The organism is Desulfospira joergensenii DSM 10085, from assembly GCF_000420085.1.
Lineage (GTDB): Bacteria > Desulfobacterota > Desulfobacteria > Desulfobacterales > Desulfobacteraceae > Desulfospira > Desulfospira joergensenii.
Window position 1 is genome coordinate 806,144 of record NZ_ATUG01000003.1, and the last position, 25,155, is coordinate 831,298.

The 25,155-nt window shown below is 53.4% G+C and carries 18 protein-coding genes; 15 read left to right on the plus strand and 3 right to left on the minus strand.

The features are described 5' to 3' along the window. Positions 1-2 precede the first annotated feature (2 nt). Positions 3-1,418: an FAD-dependent oxidoreductase gene (locus F608_RS0127790; RefSeq protein WP_022669026.1), complete on the plus strand. Its 1,416-nt coding sequence runs from the start codon at positions 3-5 to the stop codon at positions 1,416-1,418. On the opposite strand, the gene F608_RS36405 is transcribed toward F608_RS0127790, so the two are convergent. Continuing rightward, positions 1,396-1,563, minus strand: a complete 168-nt coding sequence (locus tag F608_RS36405) for a hypothetical protein (RefSeq protein ID WP_022669027.1) — start codon at positions 1,561-1,563, stop codon at positions 1,396-1,398. The two genes, F608_RS0127790 and F608_RS36405, sit on opposite strands and share 23 nt — an antisense overlap. Positions 1,564-1,723: 160 nt before the next feature. Here F608_RS36405 and F608_RS0127800 point away from each other — a divergent pair, with 160 nt between their 5' ends. Genes F608_RS0127800 through F608_RS0127815 form a run of 4 tightly spaced genes read left to right on the plus strand, consistent with a single transcriptional unit; the run spans position 1,724 to position 8,056 of the window. After that, complete coding sequence (locus F608_RS0127800) at positions 1,724-2,308, plus strand: TetR/AcrR family transcriptional regulator (RefSeq protein ID WP_033399148.1); 585 nt, start codon at positions 1,724-1,726, stop codon at positions 2,306-2,308. An 11-nt stretch (positions 2,309-2,319) separates the two neighbouring features. Continuing rightward, entirely contained in the window at positions 2,320-3,474 is a 1,155-nt protein-coding gene (locus F608_RS0127805) for an efflux RND transporter periplasmic adaptor subunit (protein WP_022669029.1), read from the plus strand. 15 nt (positions 3,475-3,489) lie between these two features. Continuing rightward, positions 3,490-6,633 carry an efflux RND transporter permease subunit gene (locus tag F608_RS0127810; RefSeq protein ID WP_022669030.1) on the plus strand — a complete coding sequence of 1,048 codons (3,144 nt, stop codon included), beginning with the start codon at positions 3,490-3,492 and terminating at the stop codon, positions 6,631-6,633. After that, positions 6,623-8,056, plus strand: coding sequence for an efflux transporter outer membrane subunit (locus tag F608_RS0127815; protein WP_022669031.1), 1,434 nt, complete (start codon positions 6,623-6,625; stop codon positions 8,054-8,056). Before F608_RS0127810 ends, F608_RS0127815 begins: the two co-directional genes overlap by 11 nt. 100 nt (positions 8,057-8,156) lie before the next feature. Here F608_RS0127815 and aroF read toward each other — a convergent pair whose 3' ends face one another. Continuing rightward, positions 8,157-10,025 carry a 3-deoxy-7-phosphoheptulonate synthase gene (gene aroF / locus F608_RS0127820; protein ID WP_022669032.1) on the minus strand — a complete coding sequence of 623 codons (1,869 nt, stop codon included), beginning with the start codon at positions 10,023-10,025 and terminating at the stop codon, positions 8,157-8,159. A gap of 581 nt (positions 10,026-10,606) precedes the next feature. Here aroF and F608_RS0127830 point away from each other — a divergent pair. From F608_RS0127830 to F608_RS0127845, 3 genes are all read left to right on the plus strand, one after another. Further along, on the plus strand, positions 10,607-11,959 hold the full coding sequence (locus F608_RS0127830; RefSeq protein WP_022669034.1) for an MATE family efflux transporter: 1,353 nt from the start codon (positions 10,607-10,609) through the stop codon (positions 11,957-11,959). A 274-nt stretch (positions 11,960-12,233) separates the two neighbouring features. Further along, positions 12,234-12,662 carry a hypothetical protein gene (locus tag F608_RS0127840; protein ID WP_022669036.1) on the plus strand — a complete coding sequence of 143 codons (429 nt, stop codon included), beginning with the start codon at positions 12,234-12,236 and terminating at the stop codon, positions 12,660-12,662. A 219-nt stretch (positions 12,663-12,881) separates the two neighbouring features. Beyond that, positions 12,882-13,331 (plus strand): tellurite resistance TerB family protein, encoded by a 450-nt coding sequence (locus F608_RS0127845; RefSeq protein ID WP_022669038.1) that lies wholly within the window; start codon positions 12,882-12,884, stop codon positions 13,329-13,331. A 54-nt stretch (positions 13,332-13,385) separates the two neighbouring features. On the opposite strand, the gene F608_RS33670 is transcribed toward F608_RS0127845, so the two are convergent. Beyond that, entirely contained in the window at positions 13,386-14,051 is a 666-nt protein-coding gene (locus tag F608_RS33670) for a molybdopterin-dependent oxidoreductase (protein WP_022669039.1), read from the minus strand. A gap of 438 nt (positions 14,052-14,489) precedes the next feature. Here F608_RS33670 and F608_RS35425 point away from each other — a divergent pair, with 438 nt between their 5' ends. From F608_RS35425 to F608_RS0127885, 7 genes are all read left to right on the plus strand, one after another. Continuing rightward, positions 14,490-16,667: a response regulator gene (locus F608_RS35425; RefSeq protein WP_022669040.1), complete on the plus strand. Its 2,178-nt coding sequence runs from the start codon at positions 14,490-14,492 to the stop codon at positions 16,665-16,667. Positions 16,668-16,866: 199 nt separating this feature from the next. Further along, complete coding sequence (locus F608_RS0127860; protein ID WP_027363194.1) at positions 16,867-18,000, plus strand: double-cubane-cluster-containing anaerobic reductase; 1,134 nt, start codon at positions 16,867-16,869, stop codon at positions 17,998-18,000. A gap of 204 nt (positions 18,001-18,204) precedes the next feature. Next, positions 18,205-19,014, plus strand: coding sequence for a substrate-binding periplasmic protein (locus F608_RS33680; protein ID WP_084681305.1), 810 nt, complete (start codon positions 18,205-18,207; stop codon positions 19,012-19,014). Positions 19,015-19,352: 338 nt separating this feature from the next. Continuing rightward, positions 19,353-20,636, plus strand: a complete 1,284-nt coding sequence (locus tag F608_RS0127870; protein ID WP_022669043.1) for a (Fe-S)-binding protein — start codon at positions 19,353-19,355, stop codon at positions 20,634-20,636. A 58-nt stretch (positions 20,637-20,694) separates the two neighbouring features. Continuing rightward, entirely contained in the window at positions 20,695-23,730 is a 3,036-nt protein-coding gene (locus tag F608_RS0127875) for an FAD-dependent oxidoreductase (protein WP_022669044.1), read from the plus strand. 11 nt (positions 23,731-23,741) lie between these two features. Further along, complete coding sequence (locus F608_RS0127880; protein WP_022669045.1) at positions 23,742-24,173, plus strand: hydrogenase iron-sulfur subunit; 432 nt, start codon at positions 23,742-23,744, stop codon at positions 24,171-24,173. Further along, positions 24,173-25,138, plus strand: a complete 966-nt coding sequence (locus tag F608_RS0127885) for a 4Fe-4S binding protein (protein ID WP_022669046.1) — start codon at positions 24,173-24,175, stop codon at positions 25,136-25,138. The genes F608_RS0127880 and F608_RS0127885 overlap by 1 nt, the downstream gene beginning before the upstream one ends. The last annotated feature ends 17 nt before the right edge of the window (positions 25,139-25,155 follow it).

Genomic DNA, 25,155 nt, shown 5'->3' on the forward strand with positions numbered 1-25,155 from the left:
CCATGAACCGAAACCTGTACCAGTTCATCGAAGTCAAGCGTGTGGATCCCAAAAAGAAACAGATCCACAGACGCAAGCATGAATTTGTGGAGATCTACGATTCTTTTGAAAAATCCCAGGTCTCCATGCAGGCTGACCGGTGTATTTCCTGCGGCAATCCCTATTGCGAGTGGAAATGTCCGGTACACAACTATATCCCGGACTGGCTTGACCTTGCCAACCAGGGCAAGATCCTTCAAGCGGCTGAACTCTGCCACCAGACCAACAGCCTGCCTGAAATCTGCGGCCGGGTCTGCCCCCAGGACCGGCTCTGCGAAGGGGCCTGCACCCTGGCCACCGGATTCGGGGCCGTGACCATCGGTTCCATTGAAAAGTATATCGTGGACACGGCCTTTGACATGGGGTGGCGGCCGGATCTGTCCAAAGTGGTCAAAACCGGTCTTACAGTGGCCGTGGTCGGGGCCGGACCCGCCGGGCTTTCCTGCGCCGATGTCCTGGTCCGGAACGGAATTTCCCCTGTTGTCTTTGACCGCCACCCGGAGATCGGGGGGCTTCTGACCTTCGGCATCCCCCCTTTTAAGCTGGACAAAAGGGTTATGGAGCGGCGGCGCAGGGTCTTTCAGGATATGGGAATCGAGTTCAGGCTGGGCACGGACATCGGAAAAGACCTTGACTTCCAGTCCCTGGTCCCGGAGTACGATGCCGTCTTTATCGGTATCGGAACCTATGGGTATATCCGGGGCGATCTGGAGAACCGGGATGCCCCCGGGGTCTATGACGCCCTCCCCTTTCTCACGGCAAACATGGATCATCTGATGAATATCCGGAGAGCAGACTATCCTTATATCAACCTTGAAGGGCAGAAGGTGGTGGTCCTGGGAGGGGGAGACACGGCCATGGACTGCCTGAGGACTGCCGTGCGCCAGGGTGCATCCGAGGTGGTCTGCGCATACCGCAGGGACGAGGCCAATATGCCCGGCTCTCCCAGGGAGGTGGCCAATGCCCTGGACGAGGGGGTGAGGTTTCAATTCAATGCCCAGCCCCTGGGGTTGGTCACAGGCTCCACGGGCCGGGTCACCGGCGTTAAATTGATCTCTACCCGGCTGGGCCGGCCCGATGACAGGGGCCGCCGGCGGCCCGAGCCTGTGGAGGGATCTGAAACCCTTCTGGATGCGGATGCCGTGATCATGGCCTTTGGATTCAGGCCGGACCCCCCTGCCTGGCTTAAGCAGAACCGGATTAAATTAACCGAAAACAACAGGATCAGCGCTTCGGATAAGGGCCGGTTCTCCTTTCAGACCTCCAATGAAAAGGTCTTTGCCGGCGGAGATATTGTCCGGGGCTCGGACCTGGTGGTCACGGCCGTTGCCGAAGGCAGGGAAGCGGCCCGGGGCATCATGGACTTTCTCGGCGTTTAAAAGCCCCGGCCGGAACATCGGACTTACCCCAGTCTATGCTTTCCGGTCCGACTTTCATGGGGTCGTTCTTTGCTCCCATTATGGGAAGGGTCTTTTCCGGGATTCCGATTCTTTGGCAGTTGATCTCCCCCCTTGGACCCGCCATTTTTTCTCCTTATTTTTTAAAAAAACCTTGACAAAAAAACTCTTCAGTCATATTCTGACTGGAAAGTCATTATTTTGACCAATCGGTCATAACGGATATATTGGGGTTCCCCTCAGGGACGATGGGGAACCCCAGTATATTTTTAAAAAGGGGGATGGATATGACAACCGCCCGCAAGAAAAAAGAATTGGTGGACAATTTAATTAAGGCTGAAATTGTAAAAACGGTTCTGACCCTTATCAAGGAAGACAGACCCGTCACCATGGATGAAATCGCAAGGGAATGCGGAGTGGCCAAGGGAACCCTGTACAACCACTTCAAAGACAAGGACGCACTGCTCAACTATGTTCATGAGCAGGTTCTCATGCCCATCCGCCAGAACAACACAGCCATATTTGAAAGCGACAAAGATCCCCTGACCAAATTGCATGAATTTGTGGATTCCGTATTCAGCATCCAGGAGGTGGTCGTCCTTTATTTCCGATTTGTTCACCGCAGGAAAACCGTGGAGGAAGAGATAAAAGACCGGTTTGATTTTTCCATCCGCCCCCTGGCCAAGCTGTGCACAGAGGGCATCCAAAGCGGTTTGTTTCTGGACGTCGACCCCTATATTCTGGCGGAGATGATTTACGGAACCGTGATCGGCCCGCTCAAAACCCTGCAGGTCAGGGATGCTGAAAACATGGATAAGGAAAAAATTAAACAGGATATTATCCGTATCCTCGACAGGATCATACTCAGGTAAGAGGAGAAAACATGAAGATCAAATTTTTGTCGGCACTAACCCTGGTGGTTCTTTTGGGCCTTGGTTATTTTTGGTTCAGCAGTCAGGGGTCCCAGGCCCAGGCCCAGAACGAAACGAAAACCGGTCCCAGGCCTCCGGTCGAGGTCTCGGTGTATACCGTAGAACATCATGAGGTGGTCTTTACCAAGGATCTTCCGGGCAGGACCTCTGCCTTCCAGGTGGCTGAGATCCGGCCCCAGGTGACCGGGATAATATTAAAACGGCTCTTTACAGAGGGAAGTCTCGTAAAAAAAGGCCAGCAGCTCTATCAAATTGATCCGGCCACCTACCAGGCTGCCTATGACAGTTCCGCAGCCAGCCTTGAAGAGGCCCGGGCCGATGTAAAGGCAGTGGAGCCCAAGGTGGCGCGGTACAGCCGGCTGGTAAAAATGGGCGGGGTCAGCCGCCAGCAGTACGATGATGCCGTGGCTGCCCTGGCCCAGGCCGAGGCAGGGGTTGCCGTGGCCAAGGCCCAGCTGGCTGCCACTAGGATCAATTTAGAGTATACCAAGGTATTTGCCCCCATTTCAGGCCGCGTGGGCAGATCCTCCGTGACCGAAGGCGCCCTGGTAACGGCCAACCAGACCACGGCCCTTGCCACCGTTCAGAACCTGGATCAGATCTATGTGGACGTCAACCAGTCCAGCGATGATCTCATGGAACTGCGCCGGCATATGAAGGACCCGGCCCAAAGCCCTGGGGCGACCCTGTTTATCGGAAAGGATGACATCCCCTATGCCCATAAGGGAAAAATACTTTTCTCCGATGTCACCGTGGACCGGGGCACCGGCATGGTTCAGCTGAGGATTCTCTTTCCCAATTCTGGCAACGCCCTGCTCCCCGGCCTCTTTGTCCGGGCACGGGTGGAGCAGTTCAGGCAGGCCCAGGCCATTACCGTGCCCCAGCAGGCAGTGGTCCGCAGTTCCGACGGCAATGTATCCGTCTGGACCGTGGATGAGGACAATACCGTCCAGACCCGCAAGATTACCGTCTCCAGAGTGGTCGGCGACCAGTGGCTGGTTACCTCCGGCCTCACCCCGGGGGACCGGGTGGTGGTGGCAGGGCTCCAGAAGATCCGGGCCCAGGCCAAAGTCTCTCCCGTGGAAATGGATTCCACCAACAGCTAAACACAGGATACTAGAATGTCGAAGTTTTTTATCAACAGGCCCATATTTGCCTGGGTTATATCCATCGTGATCATGCTGGCAGGCCTTTTTGCCGTGCTGACCCTGCCTGTGGAGCAATACCCGAAAATTGCCCCGCCCAGCGTCCAGATCACCACCTCCTATCCCGGTGCCTCGGCTGAGGTCCTGGAGAACAGCGTCACCCAGGTCATTGAACAGAGCCTGACCGGAATCGATTATCTGCGGTATTTTTCAGCGGCAAGCGAATCCAGCGGCCGGCTCACCATCACCCTGACCTTTGAACCTGAAGCAGATCCCGATATCGCCCAGGTCCAGGTTCAGAACAAGGTCTCCTCCATCACCAGCCTTCTGCCCCAGGAGGTCCAGACCCAGGGGGTCACGGTGAGCAAGGCCACCAAAAGTTACCTGTTGGTCGTGGGAATCTATTCAGAAGACGGCAAATTGTCAGATGACGACATTGCCGACTACATCTCCTCCAATCTGGCCGATCCCCTTGCCCGGGTCCAGGGGGTGGGGGACCTGAGCGTGTTCGGTGCCCAGCATGCCATGCGGATCTGGCTCAACCCTGAAAAACTAAACTCCTTCAGCCTCATGCCCGCAGAGGTCATTGCCGCCATTAAATCCAGGAACGCAGATGTGACTTCCGGCCAGCTGGGCGGCGCGCCTGCCGTTCAGGGCCAGCAGCTCAACGCCACGGTATCGGTCCAGTCAAAGCTCAAGACCGTGGAGGATTTTGAAAAGATCCTGGTCAAGGTGAATACCGACGGATCCCAGGTCCGCCTCAGGGACATCGCCCGGGTGGAGCTGGGATCGGAAACCTATGGCGTTACCGCCCGGTATAAGGGCATGCCGGCATCGGCCATGGCCATGAGCCTTGCCACCGGCGCCAATGCCCTGGACACGGCTGAAAGAATCAAGGCCAAGGTTATGGATCTTACCGCCTCGATGCCCGAGGGGCTCGGGGTGGTCTACCCCTATGACACCACCCCCTTTGTCCAGCTCTCCATTGAAGAGGTGATCAAAACCCTGGTGGAAGCCGTATTCCTGGTCTTCTTTGTCATGTATCTCTTTCTCCAGAACTTCAGGGCCACCCTGATCCCGACCATTGCCGTGCCTGTGGTCCTTCTGGGAACCTTCGGGGTATTGTCGGCCTTCGGGTTCAGTATCAATGTGCTCTCCATGTTTGCCATGGTCCTGGCCATAGGGCTTCTGGTGGATGACGCCATTGTGGTGGTGGAAAATGTGGAACGGGTCATGACCGAAACCGGGCTGCCTCCCAGGGAGGCCACCATTCAATCCATGGAGCAGATCACAGGGGCCCTTGTGGGCATTGCCCTGGTATTATCTGCCGTATTTATTCCCATGGCCTTTTTCGCAGGGTCCACCGGTGCCATCTACCGGCAGTTTTCCCTGACCATCGTATCGGCCATGGCCCTGTCCGTTGTGGTGGCTCTGGTCCTGACCCCGGCCCTTTGCGCCACCCTTCTCAAACCCGTACAAAAGGGTCATCATGAGAGCAAAAAAGGGTTTTTCGGCTGGTTCAACCGCTCCTTTGACGTTGGGAAAAAAGCCTATGGCCGCAGCGTCTCTTTCACCGCTACCCGGATATTCCGTTTCCTGGTCATCTACCTTTTGATCGTCGGCGGCATGGCCTCCCTTTTTAAGACCATCCCCACAGGGTTTATCCCGGATGAGGACCAGGGCACCCTGATGATGATGATCTCCGCCCCTCCGGGCGCGACCCTGGAGCGGACCCGGCAGTCCATAAAGCAGGTGGAGGAATATCTGCTCAATCAGGAGGCTGAAAACGTGGACGGTTTTTTTACGGTAACCGGATTCAGTTTTGCCGGCCAGGGCCAGAACGTGGGCCTGGGCTTTATCAAGCTCAAAGACTGGGGCGAGCGGACCCGGCCGGACCAGAAGGCTGCGGCCATTGCCCAGCGGACCATGGCCAATCTCTACCGCATCAAGGACGCATCCGTCTATGCCTTTATGCCGCCTGCCATCACCGAGCTTGGAAATGCCACCGGCTTCAACCTCCAGCTGGTGGACAGGTCCGGAGTGGGCCATGAGACCCTGGTCACCGCCAGGAACATGATGCTGGGCATGGCCTCCCAGAACCCCAAACTTGTGGGGGTCCGGCCCAACGGCCTTTCCGACGTGCCCCAGTACAAGGTGGACATTGACTATGAAAAGGCCGAGGCCCTGGGGGTATCCACTTCGGACATCACCAGCATTCTTCAGACCGCCTGGGGGTCCACCTATGTGAATGACTTCATGGACAAGACCCGAATCAAAAAGGTCTATATGCAGGGGGATGCCGACTACCGGATGGTACCCGGAGATATTGACCGATGGTACCTGCGCAATACTGCAGGAGAGATGGTGCCCTTTTCCTCTTTTACCTCAGGCGAGTGGTCCTATGGATCCCCCAAACTTGAACGGTATAACGGCAGTTCTTCCATGGAGATTCTGGGCGCGCCTGCCCATGGGGTCAGCTCCGGGGAGGCCATGTCCATTATGGAGGAGATTGCAGCCAAACTGCCCAGGGGCGTCGGCATGGAATGGACCGGAATCTCTTACGAGGAACAGACGGCAGGCTCCCAGACCACCCTGCTGTACACGGTATCCCTGCTCTTTGTCTTCCTCTGCCTGGCAGCCCTGTATGAAAGCTGGTCCATCCCTCTGTCCGTGATCCTGATTGTCCCCCTGGGCATTGTGGGATCGGTGATTGCCACAAAATGGGCCGGACTGAACAATGACGTTTATTTTCAGATCGGACTGCTGACCACCGTGGGCCTGGCATCCAAGAACGCCATCCTCATTGTGGAATTTGCAAAAAATCTCTACGACAAAGGCCAGGATATTGTGACGGCTGCCAGGACGGCTGCTGAACAGCGGCTCAGGCCCATCCTCATGACCTCCTTTGCCTTTATCCTGGGGGTCACACCCCTGGCCGTATCCAACGGGGCCGGCTCCGCCAGCCAGAATGCCATCGGTATCGGGGTTATCGGCGGAATGGTAGCTGCCACATCCCTGGCCATTATTTTTGTTCCCCTGTTCTTTGTCCTCATTGAACAATGGGGTGAAAAAAAGAAAAAAAGGGCTGAGGCCCCAAGTGAGGTGATTCATGCCCAGTAAGACCCTTTTCGCAGCCATTGCCGCCATTATGTTCATGACCCAGGGCTGCTCCTTTATACCTGAGTACAGGCAGCCGGACCTGGCTGTGGAAGCCACCTGGTCCGGCCGGACAGACCCGGCAGATCCGCTTGACGCAAAGGCCGGAGGCCCGTCAGCCCTGGCCAGTGATATTGCCTGGCAGGACTATTTCGGGTCGGAGACCCTTAAACAGCTCATCCAGCTGACCCTGGACAACAACCGGGACCTTCGGGTGGCTGTGCTGACCATTGAAAAGGCAAGGGCTGCCTACAGAATCCAGAGGGCAGATTCCCTGCCCGTGGTTTCCGCGGGTACGGGGGTGAGCCGCCAGGGGGTGGCAGAGGACAACAGCTCCACAGGGGCGGCCTATACCAGCGATACCACCATGACCGCCAACCTCGGGGTTACCGCCTATGAGCTCGACTTTTTCGGACGGGTAAGATCCTTGAACACCGCAGCCCTGGAAACCTATCTGGCCACTGAAGAGGCAGCCCTGAACACCCGGATCGCCCTGATCGGCCAGACCGCAGATGCCTATATGACCCTGCTGGCCGACCGGAAGCTGCTGGAGCTTTCCCAAAGCACCTTTCAGGCCCAGAAAGAAACCTATGAGGTGATTAAAAGCCAGTTCGAGGTGGGATCCGCCACCCAGCTGGACCTGGCCCAGGCCGCGACCTCGGTTGAGAGCGCCAGGGTGTCCATTGCCCAGTATACCCGTCTGGCAGCCCAGGCTGAAAATGCCGTCACCCTGCTGGCCGGGACATCGGTATACTCTCTTTTGAATTCCGGTGAGACCATTGACGATATCCGGTTCATGGACGGCCTTCCGGCAGGCCTTCCCTCCCAGGTGCTGCTGGCCCGGCCTGATATTCGTTCGGCAGAGCATAAGCTCAAGGCGGCAAACGCCGATATCGGAGCGGCCAGGGCGGCTCTGTATCCCTCCATCAGCCTGACCGGCTCAATGGGATTTGCCAGTCAGAGCCTGACCTCCCTGTTTGACGTATCCGACAGTCTGGCATGGAGCTTTGCCCCTTCTTTGACAATCCCCATCTTCAACCGGGACGGCCTCAATGCCAGCCTGGAAACGGCAGAGATCAGCGAAAAGATTGCCGTGGCCTCCTACGAAGGTACGGTCCAGACAGCGTTCAGGGAGGTGGCGGACCAGCTGGCCGCCAGGAAGACCTATCAGGACCAACTCAAGGCCCAGAACGCCCTGGTGGACGCCACCCAGGAGTCCTATACCCTGTCCCGTGCCCGTTATGAGAACGGGATAGACGACTTTCTGGCGGTCCTGGACTCCCAGCGGGCATTATTTTCAGCCCAGCAGGGGGCCATTACTGTCCGCCAGTCCTATCTGAGCAACCTTGTAAACCTCTATAAAGTGCTTGGAGGCGGACAACTCTAATCCCCATCCCGGCTGAAATCACCCACCAGGCTGTCATGCAAAAGATTTTGTGTGACAGCCTGGTGGTGATCTTGATCCAGACCCTTAAAAATGAAACCCTTTAGTACCGGCCCAGGATCCGAAAGGTCTCGGACTTGTCCTTGAGTTCCTCCAGCATGGGGGAAAGCTCCCGGCTTTCAATGTCCGCCTCAAGGTCCGTGTAAAACATGTACTCCCAGGGTTTTCCGTGGATGGGCCGGGATTCCAGCTTGACCAGGTTGACCCCGTACTCTGAGAAGATTTTCATAATCTCAAACAAAGAGCCGGGTTTGTTTCCCGTGGTAAAGATGATGGAGGATTTGCCCACCTTTTTATGCCCCTTGTCCTCCCGGGCAATGATCACGAACCGGGTGAAGTTCCGGGGATTGTCCTCAATGGATTCTTCCAGGATTTTCATGTCGAAAATCCCGGCGGCCATGGTGGAGGCAATGGCCGCACAGGACAGGTCCCCTGAATCCTTGACCATTTTCACGGCGGATGAGGTGGCCACCACGGGAACCGGCTCCATTTCAGGATACTGGGCCAGGTAATTCTTGCACTGGGACAAGGCCGGCGGAGGCCCCATCACCTTTTTGATGGACTCTTTGGAGGCCTCCTTGTGGACGATGAGGGCATGCTTGATCCTTATGGTGATCTCTCCGATGATCTTGAGGTCATGTTCCTGGAGCAGGTCAAAGTTCTCATGGATGGATCCGGACAGAGAATTTTCCACCGGAACCACCCCGTAATCCACCTCCCCTCCTTCCACTGCGTCAAAGATATCTGAAAAACTCTTCATGGGCAGGGGTTTCACATCCTCCCCGAAATAGGAGAGACTGGCCTTGTGGCTGTAGGCACCCTTTTCACCGATAAAGGCCGCGGTCTTGGTGCCTCCGTTGTGGATCTTCCGGATCACCTCGGATTTTTTCAGATAGTCGTAGTCCAGCTGCTTGCCCACCACCGGAGCGATCACATAGATGTCCCGGGTCAGTTCCCCGAACTGCTCGGGATAGAGGCTCTGGGGACCGTCGGACAGGGCCTTGTCCGGGTTGTTGTGGACCTCGATCATCAGAGCGTCTGCCCCGGCGGCCACGGCAGCTCTGGCCATGGGAGCCACTTTTTCCCGGATCCCGGTGGCATGACTGGGATCAATGACAATGGGCAGATGGGTCAGTTTTTTCAATACGGGAATGGCCGACAGATCCAGGGTGTTCCGGGTATAGGGTTCAAAGGTCCGGATCCCCCTCTCGCAGAGGATCACGTTTTCGTTCCCCCCGGCAGCAATATACTCCGCCGACATGAGCCATTCCTGGATGGTGGAGGCAAGTCCCCTTTTCAGGACCACGGGCTTGCTCATCTTGCCCACGCATTTGAGCAGTTCAAAGTTCTGCATGTTCCTGGCCCCGATCTGGACCACGTCCACGTACTTTTCCATGAGTTCGGCCTGGGTGGGGGAAGTCATCTCCGTGACCACCCCGAGACCCGTGGTTTCCCTGACCTCGGCCAGGATTTTGAGGCCCTCCTCTTCCAGACCCTGGAAAGAGTACGGCGAAGACCTGGGCTTATAGGCCCCTCCCCGGAACAGAACCGCCCCGTATTTCTTGACTTCACGGGCAATGGCCAGTGCCTGTTCCCGGCTCTCCACGGCACAGGGGCCGGCAATGATCACGATCCTGTCCCCGCCCACCACAACATTCCCGATCTTGACCCGGGTGTCCTCGGACTTGAACTCCCGGCTGACCAGTTTGTGGGAGGTTTGAATGGACAGGGCATCCAGGACCCCCTCAAGTTTTTTATACTCCTCCGGGGTCTTGAGGGTTTTTCCGATGATCCCGATGAGGTTCCGGCCCTTGTCCGTGATTTCCCGGGCAATGCATCCCTCTCCATGGAGCCGGGATTTGATTTCATCCCTCTGGCCGGGAGTAATCTGATCTTCCAGAACTAAAAGCATGGTTTTCTCCTTTTTTATATTATTTATTTATCTTCTGCCAAAAATAAAAAAGGCCCCGGGAATTTTCCCGGGGCCGAAAGCAAAAAACCCCGGGTGGATCATGTCCACCCGGGGCCTTATAAATTTTATTTATAGAGAGCTACACCGGATGAACGCTCCTAAAAAAGAAGAAGCGTCCAAAACTAAATATAAAATTTACTGCCGATGTGTTCATCTTGTTTCCGTATAAAATTTGTTCCTGTTTCCGCCACATTTACAGCTCTCTTTTGTTGAAGTCAAGCTTTTTCAATAAATTTTCTTTCCAGAAACCCCAAGTCAAAATAAATTGCCTTGACCGAAAATATAAGGACTGGTATAGGGACTGAGGAGCGTTCACTATCAGATTGTTGCAGGAACCGGTTTAATGAAAAAAACAATTTTCGAACATACTTCATCCACCTGGCGTCTGCTTGCCAGACAGAGCCGAACCGATGCCCATGGCCACAGGAGCGCCTTTTTGTAAACCGATACCTTAAAAAAATTACCAAAAGCCCGCTTCACAATAGGAAGCGGGCTTTTTTATTGGGGAATATTTTATATCCATGTTCAATCCTTCGCAAAAAAACTTTTTCAGGATGCTGTTCGCCATTGCCCTGCCCATTTCCCTGCAGAATCTTCTGACCTGCTCCATGACCCTCATCGACATCCTCATGGTAGGGCAGCTCAATGAAGAGGCCATTGCCGCCGTTGGCATTGCCAACCAATTTGTATTCATGTTCATTGTCATCCAATACGGCATCCATTCCGGGGTATCCATTTTCACGGCCCAGTACTGGGGCAAAAAGGATCTGAGCCGGATCAAACACCTTTCCGGAATGGGAATCCTGACCGGCCTGACCGTGGCGATCCTGTTCAGTTTTGTCTCCCTGGTCCTGCCCGACCATCTCATGGCCCTCTTTTCCAAAGATCCCGAGGTGGTCCGCCTGGGAGTGGACTACCTTGAAGTGGTGGGGATCGCCTTTGCCTTTTCAGCCGTAATCTTTTCCTTCATGTCCAATTTAAGGGCCATGGGGTATGTCAAAGTGCCCATGGTCTGCTCCATGGTGGCCGTATCCCTGAACATCTTTCTCAACTACCTCCTGATCTTCGGACACTTTGGGTTTCCCGCCCTCGGCGTCAAAGGCGCCGCCATTGCCACAACCATATCAAAAATTGTGGAAGGCCTGGTTATGACCGGGATCATCTATGGAAAACGGTATCCCCTGGCCGCCGGGCTCCGGGAAATGTTCAGCTTTGATCTCCTTTTTTTCAGACGGATCCTTGCCACCTGCTGGCCGGTTTTTCTCAACGAATTGTTCTGGGTCACGGGAGTCAGCCTGTACAAGCTGGTCTATGCCAGGATCGGCACCGAAGCCATTGCCGCCGTCAACATCGTAGCCACCCTGGAGGAGTTCATGTTTATTCCCTTTTTCGGTATCTTCCACGGAGGATCCATCATGATCGGAAACAGCATCGGGGCCGGCTCTGAAAAAACCGCCCATGCCTATGGCCGCTTTCTTCTGATCGCCCAGTTTATCATGGCGGTGGCAGCAGGCGCCGTCATGATTCTTTCCCGGGATCTTGTGCTCGGATTCTACAATATATCCCCGGCCACCTATGAAAACGCCTATTTCCTGATGCTGGTCTCAGGCCTGATTCTCTGGAGCAAAACCACCAATTTTACCAATATCGTTTCCGTGCTCCGGGGCGGGGGAGATACCCGGTTCGGGCTTTTCCTCGACCTGACAGGAGTCTGGTGCATCGGCCTGCCCATTGCCTTTTTTGCCGCCTTTTACCTGAAACTTCCCGTATACTGGGTCATGGCCCTCATTGCCGTTGAAGAACTCTTCAAACTCGGGATCGGCATTCCAAGATTTTTATCAAAAAAATGGATCCGGAACCTGGTGGATGCCTGAGAAAAATTTCCTGAACCTTCCTTCCTCTGACTTTTGGCCGGATAGACGCTTTTACCGGAATTCACCACAGATTTTTTTTAATTTTTCTGCTGCCCGGGGTGGTTTTTCCCGGAAAAAAGCGTCAACCCCTTGATGAAACGGGGTAAAGAAATCCGGAAAAAGAAAACAGTATTCATAAATTGAACTGATTTCATTTTATCGTTGATTTTTATTGAGGTAAGTGGTTAGATAACAACTTATCGTTGGCACATAAACTAAGGGGGGACTAAAAAAAATGAAGGATTGTTTCAAAAGGCTAATTTTCGTTTTTACGGTTTTGACGGTCTTTGGCGGAAGTGCTTGGGCAGGCTGGTTTACTTTTGAGCCCAACCTTGTACTGATGGATGGTACTGCGGTCGCTCGATATCTCGAGGATATTGGAAAAGAAAACGCCTACCAAAAAAATGGAGATACCGAACATGCAAATCAATTGATTTCAGATGAGAAAGTCTATCTCATTAAAAGCGGGCAGGATCAGACCCGTGTTAAATATATTGAGCATGAAGAGTATGAAGGTAACATTTTTGTCCACGTCCAGGATGAAAGCGGGACCAAAGTCTGGGCAAACATGGTCGGACTTGCCTGTGTAGATAAAGACGGGAAGGAAAGAACTGTCACCAAACAGGATTTGACCAAAGGGGAATTTGAACCCCTACCCAAATAACCTGTTCAACCGGGCCTCGTAATTCACCATAAACCGGGAACAATTTGTTCCGCTGACCAGACAAGAAAAAGGGGTCTGGAATAGTAGCGGAAAAATTCAACTCTTTCAGTGAACCGGCTGAAAGAACCGGAGAGGTTTTGGCAAAAAGGGTTTGACGGGATTCAGGGGAAGATTTTTCTTCAGCGAAAAACCCGGACTAACTTGGGATAAAGGAATGTGATGTTTGATTTAATAAAAAAAATAATCGGCAGCAACCCGGAACAGGCAACGGAACAGGATGCTCTGACCGCCCATCTGGCTCTGACCGTACTCCTGCTTGAGGCGGCCCACGCGGACGGGGAATGCAGTGAAGAAGAAAAAGCCCATCTTGCCACAACCCTTGTGACACATTTTGGAATTTCCGAAGATGAGATCCAGACCCTGCTTGATGAGAGTGATAAAGAGCGAGGAGAGTATGTGAACCTTTTCCGGTACACCCGGTTTATAAATGAAAATTTCTCTGAAAAGCAGAAGATAGAGATCATGGAATCTGTATGGCGTATTATTTTACTGGACAATCACCTGGAAGCCCATGAAGACCACTTTGCCCACAAGCTGGCAAACCTTCTCGGCTTGAGCCACGGCGATTTGATCGACGCCAAGCTTAGGGCACGAAAACAGCTTTCCTAAAGGATCGATTCCACAACTCTTTGATTTCATATACAAGAGGGAGACGGGCAAAGCCTATCCCTTGATAACCTGGATCCTGTCCACGTACTTGACCCACCTGCCCCCATAATGATCTTCCGCAACCAGGCGGACCGGAAAACCGTGCCGTTCCGGCAAGACCTCGCCATTGACCTGAAAGGCCAGAAAGATCTTATCGGCCATTACTTCTTCGACGGCAAACTTTTTACTCTTCCGTCTTATTCCCCTGGGTCCGCTGAGCTTCACATGGGTTGCACTGGGTTTCATCTTTGCCGAAGTCAGGAGTTTTGACAGGGAAACCCCCTTCCACAGTCCGTTATAGGCAAAGAAGCCCGGGCAGATCAAAAGGACGTTCCTTTCAACAGCAGGCAGTTTCAACAGGTCTTCATATCTGAATTTTTGGGGATGTTCCAGGGCACCGGACAAATCAAGGCGCCAGGTCTCAAGATTTACATTGTAAATATCCTGGCCCATCACGTCAAACTGGTCCATGGGTGTCGTTTCAAGATTCCGGGTATCCAGTTTTCGGGGATTTTTTGATATGAGTCCGGCCATGGGCGCCCCTCTGGGCAGCAGGGTTCTTTTGAATCTTTTGACTTTTGCATGGGCAATTCCAAAACCTGTCCGGATTTTTCCACCGAATCCGAATATTCCAATGACCAATGAGAGGATAAACCCAATGACCTGTCTTCTGTTTTTCATTGCAGACCTCCATCCCGGAACCGGGAAGCGGTTTGAACCATCCCGCTGCGCCTCTGGCTGATTTGAAGAGGCCGTTTTTTGATCCGGCAACTGATATCCGTTTTTATATGGATACTATCCCGTTGAAATTATAACAAGAATTTTTCCTTTAAAACGCCCTGCCCCTCTATTAGAATCCGTTCAGGAAAAGAAAGAAGGAATGCCATGATGACCCGGTTTTTACTTGACTAATTTTATTTCTAAAAGGATAATCGACCCGCAATTTTAATGAATAAAAACCAGATACCCTTCGTCTGCAAGACGGCGGGAACGCACCCGGCCAATGCCGACTAAAGGGCCTCGGACTTTGTCCGGATCCTTTGGATTCATAGTCTTTGGTCATCATGTCAAGCCAATTTTCGCAAAGGCGGGGGCCAACCATGTCCGACAGGGAAAATAATGAATAGCTTTTCAGGACTTTTAAACAATGCTGCATTGATGCTTATTCTCTGTGTTATTTACGATACTTTTAATATCTACTCCATTCCCAGTAAAAATTTGAGAGAGAGCCTGACCGGGATCCTGGTCGGCCTCATCGCCATTGCCGTCATGCTGAACCCCTGGAGCCTGATCCCGGGTGTGTTTTTCGATACCCGGTGGGTCCTTTTAAGCCTCTGCGGATTGTTTTTCGGATTTGCCCCCACCTCCATCGCGGTAGCCATTGCCGGTTCATTCCGGCTCTACCAGGGCGGAGCCGGAGGGTTGGTCGGAACCATAGTGATTGTAAGCACTGCATTCACAGGTGTCTTGTGGAAGTATTGGAGGGAAAGAGGCCATCGTCCCCTGGGTTGGGTGGAACTATATGGTTTCGGCCTTGTCATTCAACTGGTAATGCTTTCCTGCATGTCTCTGATGCCCGCTGAGATGAGAATGCCGATTATTAAGGCCGTCGCCCCTCCCATATTGATCATTTATCCCTTTTTGACCATGGTTCTCGGCCTTATTTTAAAACGGCAGGAGGATCGAAGGGAAACGGACAAGGCCCTGATAAAAGAAATTCATGAACGGAAACTGGCAGAGGATTCAGCACGGAAAAATGAAACCCATTTACGGACATTGATTGAAACCCTGCCGGATCTGGTCTGGCTGAAAAGTCCGGATGGTGTTTATTTGAGCTGCAATCGAAAATTTGAGCGTCTCTACGACCTGGAAAAATCCGAAATTATCGGGAAAACCGATTATGATCTATTGGACAGGGAAAAGGCAGAGATCTTCCGGGAAAATGATAAAGCCGCCATAACGGCCGGGGAACCCATCCGGAGTGAATATGAACTCATTTTCAAGGACGACAATCACAGGGAAATCATTGAAACCATAAAAACGCCCATGGTCGACGCCGGGGGAAACCTGATTGGCGTGCTCGGTGTCGGAAGAGATATTACGGAACGGAAAAAACTTCAGGCAGAACTTCTGCGGGCCCAGAAAATGGAATCCATAGGGACCCTGGCCGGAGGGATTGCCCATGATTTTAACAATATCCTTTCAGCGATTATGGGATATGCCGAACTGGCCAAAGACAAAATTTTTTCGGGCCAGAATATAAACAATGAGATTGATCAGATTCTCAAATCAAGTGCCCGTGCCGCAGAACTGGTGCGGCATATTCTGACTTTCAGCCGCAAATCCAATCACAGCCTGGAGCCGTGTTCCCCCCATATCATTGTGAAAGAGGCCCTTCAGATGCTGAGGGCATCCATCCCCACGACGATCCAAATCAAAGAGGAGATCGATGGGGATAGCGGCGAAATCATGGGCGACCCGGTGAATATTCACCAGATCGTTGTGAATCTCTGCACCAATTCATTACATGCCATGGAGAATGAAAAAGGGAGATTGATCATCCGGCTCTTCCGGAAAGAAATAAGTGAGAAGGAGGCCGAGGCATATCCCGGCGGGATTCCCGGCATTTTTATCGTCCTGGAGGTCTCTGATACCGGCCATGGCATGGATCCAACGACATTGGAACAGATCTTTGATCCCTTTTTTACCACCAAGGAAATCGGAAAAGGAACGGGTTTGGGCCTCTCTGTGATTCATGGAATTGTAAAGGATTATAACGGGTTCATACAGGCAAAAAGCGAGCCCGGCCAGGGGACTCTGTTTCATGTTTACCTTCCGGCATTAGATCAGAGTTCGACTCCGAAAAAACCGGTCTCCAGAGACAAGCCCTTGACCGGTGGAGGAGAACAAATTTTAATCGTAGATGATGAAAGCATGATCATTAACCTCAACAGGCAGATCCTTGAAAGACTGGGATATAAAGTCTATGCCACCACACTTGGTTCGGATGCATTGGAAAAATTCCGGCTCACTCCGGATCAATTTGACCTGATCATTACGGATCAGACCATGCCTGAACTGACCGGCGTGGAACTGGCCCGGGAGATCCTCAAGATAAGACCGGGCATACCCATCCTTCTCTGTACGGGATACAGTTCTGTGATAACCGAACAGGATGCCCTTAAAATTGGGATAACAAAACAGCTCCAGAAGCCGGTAAGCAAGAAAATTCTGGCCGCCGTGGTCAGACAGGTAATCGATGACTCTTTGGCAAAAAGAAGGAGCAAGGAACCCTGATAAAAACCCCAGGGGGCCAAGATCCCATGCTGACAAAAATATAAAGACCTTTACTCCAACACCCGCCCATCCGCCGGATTTATAGAAACTTCCAATCTTTTTTTGGATTTCCATTGAAACAAGCATGTTGACATCCTATGGCCATCCGCATAAGGTTCCAATTTTATTGAATCCGGTAACCCTAGATGAGGATGAAACCATGAACCTGAAACCCTTTCTTTCCTTTTCAGAACGGAGCATCGCAGACCTTGACGCATGGCAGGACCAGGGAGGAAAAATTGCCGGGGTCTATTGCATCTATGCCCCCAACGAACTCATCCGGGCGGCCGGAATCGTCCCGGTGAGCCTCTGCGGCAAAAAACAGGCCCCCATCAAAGATGCGGAAAAAGAGCTGCCCGCATCTTTCTGTCCCCTGGTCAAGTCCAGCTATGGATATGCCGTCACCGACACCTGCCCTTTTTTTCAATTTTCAGACATCCTGATTGCCGAAACCACCTGTGACGGCAAAAAAAAAATGTATGAACTCATGGGAAAGCTTAAACCCCTTCACCTGATGCACCTGCCCCATACCCAGGAGCCGGAAGCGGTCCTGGAATACTGGCTGCGCGCTCTGCACAGACTTGAGGATTTCCTGTTCCAATGCTCCGGAATAAAAGTCAGTGATCAGGCCCTCCATGACCAGATCGTCCAGCAGAATGAGATCCGAAAAGCCCTCTGGGATATCAGTGTCCTGGCCGCAGACAGGCAATCCCCCCTGACCGCCTCGGACATGCTGGCGATTCAGGAAAGCAAGAGCTTCTGCGTCAACCCTGCAGGCTACCTGGAACAATTAATCACCCTGAAAAGGGAATTGGAAGAGTTTCTGCGGCAGCCCGGCCTGGCAGCCCCGGGCGGGATCCGGATCCTGCTGACAGGATGCCCGGTGGGAAAGGGATCTGACAAAGTAATCCAGATCGCCCAGGAACTAGGAGCCAGGATCGTGTCCATGGAAAACTGCACCGGTCTCAAGGGAATGACCCTGGCCGTGGATGAAACCATTGATCCTTACGAGGCAATTGCCCGCCGGTACCTTAAGATTCCCTGTTCCTGCATGACTCCCAATCCCCTTCGCCCCGAATCCATCCGTGAAATGGCAGACCTGTTCCAGGCCGATGCGGTCCTGGACCTGACATGGACCGGCTGCCACACATACAATGCCGAATCCTTTACACTCCAGCAGTTTGTGGAAGATCAGCTTGAACTGCCTTTCCTGCATATTGAAACCGACTATTCCGAATCAGACCAGGGCCAGCTCAAGACCCGGATCGAGGCCCTGGTCGAACTCTCGGGATGAGGAATGGAAGTTAACCCGGCAGCCGTTGACAACCCTTTCCATGGCTGCCGGGACAGCTTACAAAACCATACAAGAATTTCGCGGGCAATCTCTCCGGGTGTAAATGTTTTTTTCTCCCGGTTCTCTGACGGCAGGACCGCAGGCCATTCTTTGGGTCGTCCCCGGGATAAATTCTGATTTTTCCCTTTAAATCTGCAAAAATTCATGGAAATTTCAGGTAAAATATGGTTTATTACCCCCATGCCCGGGACAGACATTTATAAGAGAAAAATCGTATTCTTTTTCCTGTTCCTTATTCTTCTTTTGACCGCCCCATATGGTTTTGCCGAACCAGTCACACAGGTGGTTTCCACCAGCCCCTCATGGAACAAATTCACCAATATAGACGGAACCGGACTCTACCATGAGATCCTGGCCCGGATTTTCAACCCCCATGGCATCCAGGTGACGCACCGGTACACCAATGCCAAAAGAGGGATCTATCTGGTCAAAAACGATATCGCAGATATCTATACCTGCCGGACCGATGTATACGATTTGCCGGATCTGGTTCTTGCCCAATATCCCATGTATGAGGGGGAAATCCATGCTTTTTTCAAAAAGGACAGGGTAAAGAACTGGCAGGGGGTCTCATCCCTTACCAATCAAAGGGTGGTCTGGCGGTGGAACTATTACAATAGATCTGAATTTCCCACAGAAATCTTTGTGCTGGAAACCGATACCGGTGAAGACGCTCTGGGCCAGGTCGTCCTGGGGAGGGGAGATTTTTATATTGACGATCTCAACCTGATCAAGGAATCCATCTCCAAAGCCGGATTATCCATTGATATGGATGAATACCGCATCGAACCGGTGGGAAAAAGGAGCTATTACCCTGTCTTTAAAAAATCCCCCCGGGGGAAATTTCTCATGGATCTCTATGAAACCGGCATGAAAAACCTGCACTGGTCCGGGGAATTAAAAAAGATCTTTATGAAATGGCAGTTCTCCTATCCGGCCTATGAAATGCCCTAGATCTCAACCCCATTTCAAGCCCGGCCCTCCGTTTAAATTGAATTTTTTGATATAAGTCTTCAAAGCCCATAAGAATTATCAATTTGCCAAAAATTCTGATTTTCTATATTCGTTTAAGCAGGCTGTTTAATGAGTAAAAAGGGCATTTAACCCCTGAAACACAGGACAAAAATGATCGATTTCCCCAAAAGACACTGAGGCTGTTTCGAGCGCACCGCCCGTGAACGGCTGGTGCAGGATATTCCGGGGAAATCCAATTCCGGCGAGAGCGAATCGATTTCCCCATAAATTGTGAACCGTGTGCATTGCTGCATCCGGTTCGATGAGGAAATTGAATTATGCTGGATACATTAAAGATTGTCCATAGGAATAACGGAATCCGGGAACAGGTAAAAGCCCTTGTTCCGGATGGTAACTTATCTGCCTGTCTTACCTGCGGCACCTGCGCCAGCGGGTGTCCCGCCACCGGGATCGACGACATGGATCCCCGCAAATTCATCCGCATGGCCGTCTTCGGCATGGATGAAGAACTGGAACGCCATCCCTGGGTATGGACCTGCACCATGTGCAAGCGGTGTTACTCGGCCTGCCCCATGTCCATCAACATCCCCCAGCTCATCTTTTATCTGAGATCCCAGTGGCCCAGAGAGGAAAGACCCAAGGGCATCCTGGGCTCCTGTGACCACCATGTCAGATCCAAGGGCGGCGCCATGGGCGTTCCCTTTGAAGACTTTAAGTTCACCGTGGAGGATCTGGCCGAAGAATGCCGGGAAGAGCAGGAAGGATTTGAAGACCTTGAGGTCTCCATTGACCGGGAAGGGGCCTATTTCGCCCTGAACCAGAACTCCCGGGAACCAGTGACCGAGCCGGACGAGCTCCTTCCCCTATGGAAGATCCTTCACAAGGCCGGGGCCGACTGGACCTATTACTCCGAGTACTGGGGCGGGGAAAATTACTGCATGTTCCTGGCCGACGACGAATCCTGGGAAAAAATCGTCCGGGCCCAGGCAGAGCACATCGACAAGCTGGGCTGCAAGGTCTTTATCAACACCGAATGCGGCCATTCCTTTTTTGCCGTCTGGGAGGGGCTGCGCAGGTTTAATATCCCCCACAACTTCGAGTTCAAGAGCATTGTCCAGTACTATGCAAAATGGATCAAAGAGGGCAAACTGCCCGTCAATTCCGACTGGAACGTCGACAATATCAAATTCACGGTCCAGGATCCCTGCAACCTTATCCGAAAATCCCTGGGAGATCCCATGGCCGATGACCTGCGCTATGTGGTGAAAAAGGTAGTGGGAGAAGAAAACTACGTGGAAATGAGCCCCAACAAATCCAACAACTTCTGCTGCGGCGGCGGGGGCGGAGCACTTCAGGCCGGATTCAACGATGAGCGCAGGGAATACGGAAAAATCAAGCTGAACCAGATCCTGGCCACCGGGGCCGACTATGTGGTCACCCCCTGCCATAACTGCCACGCCCAGATCGAGGATCTTTCCCATCATAACGATGCCGGCTATTACACGGTTCATCTGTGGACCCTGATCTGTCTTTCCTTGGGAATTCTGGGGGAAAACGAGCGGACCTATCTCGGACCCGACCTGGCCGAATACGGGCTATAGGCGCCGAAACCTGAACCTCAAACGATGAACTTCCCAAGATTTTCCAAAGGAGTATTTCATGACTGACAAACCATTGGGCTCGGTCCTGGTGGCAGGGGGCGGTATTGCCGCCATACAGGCTGCCCTGGACCTGGCCGATTCCGGATTTTACGTATACATGGTGGAAAAGAGCCCTGCCATCGGCGGGGTCATGGCCCAGCTGGACAAGACCTTTCCCACCAACGACTGCTCCATGTGCATCATGTCTCCCAAGCTGGTGGAGGTTGGACGCCATATCAACATCGAGCTGATCACCCTGGCCGATATCCGGGATATCCGGGGGAAAAAAGGTGATTTCCAGGTGGACATCTTCCAAAAGGCCCGGTATGTGGATCCGGACAAGTGTGTGGCCTGCGGGGCCTGCGTGGAAAAATGTCCCAAAAAGGTCACGGACCTTTATAACGAGGGCCTTGCCAAACGCAAGGCCATTTACGTGCCCTATGCCCAGGCCGTGCCTTTAAAGTACTGCATTGATCCGGACCAGTGCATCAAACTGACCAAGGACAAATGCGGAAACTGTGCCAAAGTCTGTCCGGCCGGCGCGGTCAACTACGATGACACGGATAAAGAACTCACCCTGAACGTGGGCGCCGTGATCCTGGCTCCGGGATTCAAGCCCTTCCATCCCGGGGATTCCGACATCTACGGATGGCATACTTCCAAGGATATAATCACCTCCCTGGAATTTGAGCGGCTCTTGTCCGCTTCCGGCCCGAACAAGGGACATGTGGTAAGAATGAGCGACCATGCCGAGCCCAAGGCCGTGGCCTGGCTCCAATGCGTGGGCTCCAGGGATATCAACCGCTGCGACAACGCCCATTGTTCCTCGGTCTGCTGCATGTACGCCATCAAACAGGCCATTATCGCCAAGGAGCATGATCCCGGCCTTGACTGCACCATCTTCTACATGGACATGAGGACCCACGGCAAGGGATTTGAGGCCTGTTTCAACGAAGCCCGGGAAAAGCACGGCATCCGGTTTGTCCGGTGCCGGGTTCATTCCGTGTTCCAGTCCCCGGGCATACCCAATCAGACCGTATCCTATGTAAACGAAACAGAAGGAAAACTCATTGAAGAGCAGTTTGACCTGGTGGTCCTGTCCGTGGGCATGGAGATCCATGACCAGACCCGCCATCTGGCCGCCAAGATCGGCGTTGAGCTGACCGGGGAGGGCTTCTGCAAGACCCAAAGTTTTGCCCCCACCTCCACCTCCCGGGAAGGGATCTTTGTCTGCGGTGCCTTCCAGGGTCCCAAGGATATCCCCCAGTCCGTGATCGAGGCAGGTTCGGCCGCCCTTCGTGCAGGATCGGCCATTGCCGGGGGCCGGGGTTCCCTTACCAAAGCCATTGCCCCTCCCCAGGAGCGGAATGTGGCCACAGACGTGCCCCGAATCGGGGTATTTATCTGCCACTGCGGCATCAATATCGGATCTGTGGTGGATGTCCCGGCGGTCCGGGACTTTGCCGCCGCCCTCCCCTTTGTGGAGTTCAGCGACGACAACCTCTACTCCTGCTCCCAGGATGCCCAGGACATCATTGCCGGGCTGATCCGGGAAAAGGATCTGAACCGGATCGTGGTGGCGGCCTGCAGTCCCAGAACCCACGAACCCCTGTTCCAGGAAACCCTGGCTGCCGCCGGCATCAACAAGTATCTCTTTGAAATGGTCAATATCCGGAACCATAACTCCTGGGTTCACAAGGATACCCCGGAGCTGGCCACCCAAAAGGCCATGGATTCCGTGGCCATGGCCGTCTCCAAGGTAGCCCTGTTCACCCCGCTCAAGGAGGAAACCCTGTCCATAGACAAGGGTTTACTCGTGGTGGGAGGGGGCATCTCCGGTATGACATCGGCCCTGTCCCTGGCGGATCAGGGGTATGAGGTCAACCTGGTGGAAAAGGCTCCGGCCCTTGGCGGCCGGGCCCTGGACATATTCAAAACCGCCACGGGTATGGATGTCCAGAAAGAACTCTCCGAGCTGAACACCCGGGTAAATAATCATTCCAAAATCCATGTACACCTGGAATCCGAACTCATTGATGTCCAGGGATTTGTGGGCAATTTTAATAGTACGGTCCGGGACGCATCGGGCCGGGAGACCCGGATACCCCACGGGGCCGCAGTCATTGCCTGCGGCGGACAGGAACACAAACCCCGGGAATACCTCTACGGAGAAGACCCAAGAATTCTCACGGGCCTGGAACTGGACCGGAAGGTCATGGACAAGGCTGATCTTGTCAAGACAGCTGAATCTGCGGTATTCATCCAATGCGTGGGCTCCAGGGAACCTTCCCGGCCCTATTGCTCCAGGATCTGCTGCACCCATTCCGTGGCCTCGGCCATTCACCTCAAAGAAGAAAAACCGGATATGGCCGTCTATATTCTCTACCGGGACATCCGGACTTACGGAGAAAAAGAACTGCTATACCAGAAGGCCCGGGACATGGGCGTGATCTTTATCCGGTACAGCGTGGACAATAAGCCCCGGGTTTCGGCCGAAGACGACACCCTGAGCATCCAGGTCAATGACCACGTGCTCAACCGGCCCGTGATGATCAATGCGGATCTGCTGGTCCTGGCCTCGGCCGTGGTTTCCACCCGGGACGAAAATCTGGCCAAGATGTTCAAGGTGCCCATGGACAGCGACGGATTCTTTGCCGAAGCCCATGTCAAGCTGGCCCCGTCCAACTTTGCCGTGGACGGCGTGTTCCTGGCAGGGCTTGCCCACTATCCCAAACCCATTGACGAATCCATTGCCCAGGCCCAGGCCGCAGCCTCAGGGGTCTGCAGGCTCTTTGCCAAGACCGAAATCAAGACCCTGGGGAACACGGCTGCCGTGGATACCCGGCTTTGCAGCGCCTGCGGGGTCTGCATATCTGTCTGCCCCTATAATGCCCCCTACTTTATCGAAGAGGGACGGGATGCGGGCAAGGCCGCAGTCAACCCTGTGCTCTGCAAGGGCTGCGGGGTCTGCGTATCCTCGTGCAGGTCCGGTGCAGCCGGCCTTGCCGGATTTGAAGAAGAACAGATCATGGCCATGGTGGACCATGCCTTTTAACGGAGAAGATAATGACTGAATTTCAACCGAAAATCGTAACATTCCTATGCAATTGGTGTTCTTACGGGGCAGCGGATCTGGCAGGAGTAAGCCGGTTCCAATATCCTCCCAACATGCGGATCGTCCGTGTCCCCTGTTCCGGCAGGATCTCTGCCAAGATGATTCTCCATGCCATAAGAAAAGGCGCCGACGGGGTCTGGGTCTCAGGATGCCACCCCGGGGACTGCCATTATATCGAGGGCAACTACTATGCCAGGCGCAAGTTTTTTCTGCTCAAGGAACTGCTTGAATACACCGGCCTGGAACCGGGGCGTCTCCAGTTTTCATGGATCTCCTCGGCGGAAGGTGTAAAATTCGCCCAGGTGGCCCAGACCGTCATTGACGAGATCACGGCCCTGGGCCCTGCCACCCATTTAATCAAAAGAATCCCCGAGGTGGCCTGATGAAAGAGATAACCGAAAATATAAGGAAGATCGCCGTCCGCCTTCTGGAGGAAAAAAAGGTGGACGGCGTCATCGGATTCCGCCGGGGCAGCCTGGTCTATATGACCGAACCCTTCATGGCCAGAACCCGGGCCCAGGCCGAAGAACTGGTATTCAACAGCCACTGCCGGATGAACCTGGCCGCCTATCTCACCCCGGACCGGTTTAAGGGGGAGGCAGGGAAACTTGCCGTTCTGGCCAAGGGATGCGACAGCCGGAACATCGTGACCCAGATCCTGGAAAACCGGTTCACCCGGGACCAGGTCCATGTCATCGGTCTTCCCTGTAAAGGCATGGTGGACAAGACCCGTCTGCTGGCTGCTTCAAAAAGCCATATCCTCGACATTGATGAGGAAGATGAAAGCCTTTTTCTTACCCTGGAACACGGAAATAAACGCTTGTCCAAGGCCGATCTGCTTCAGTCCAACTGCAGCACCTGCATCAGCCGGAACCCTGTGCTTTTTGACGAGCTGGCAGGGGAAAAGGTGGAGGAACTCGACCTGGGAGAAGAGCGTTTTGCGGATGTGGCCAAGGTGGAAGCCATGGATATTGAGGTGCGCAAAGCCTATTTCAGCGATCTGCTCTCGACCTGTACCCGCTGCTATGCCTGCCGGAACGCTTGTCCCCTCTGCTATTGCCCCACCTGTTTTGTGGACGAAGCAAGACCCCAGTGGGTGGGTAAATCCTGTGATTCCACGGATGTCATGACCTATCACCTGGTCCGGGCCTTTCACGATGCCGGCCGCTGCACAGACTGCGGGGCCTGCGAAGCTGCCTGCCCCATGGACATCAGTATGCGGCTCTTTACCCGGAAAACCATCCGGGACTGCAAAGAAGCCTATGACTGGGAAGCGGGAATGGATCAATCCCTCCGCCCGGCCCTGGACCTCTTTGAACTTACGGACAAAAATGACTTCATCCGATGAAAATCTGATTGATATAA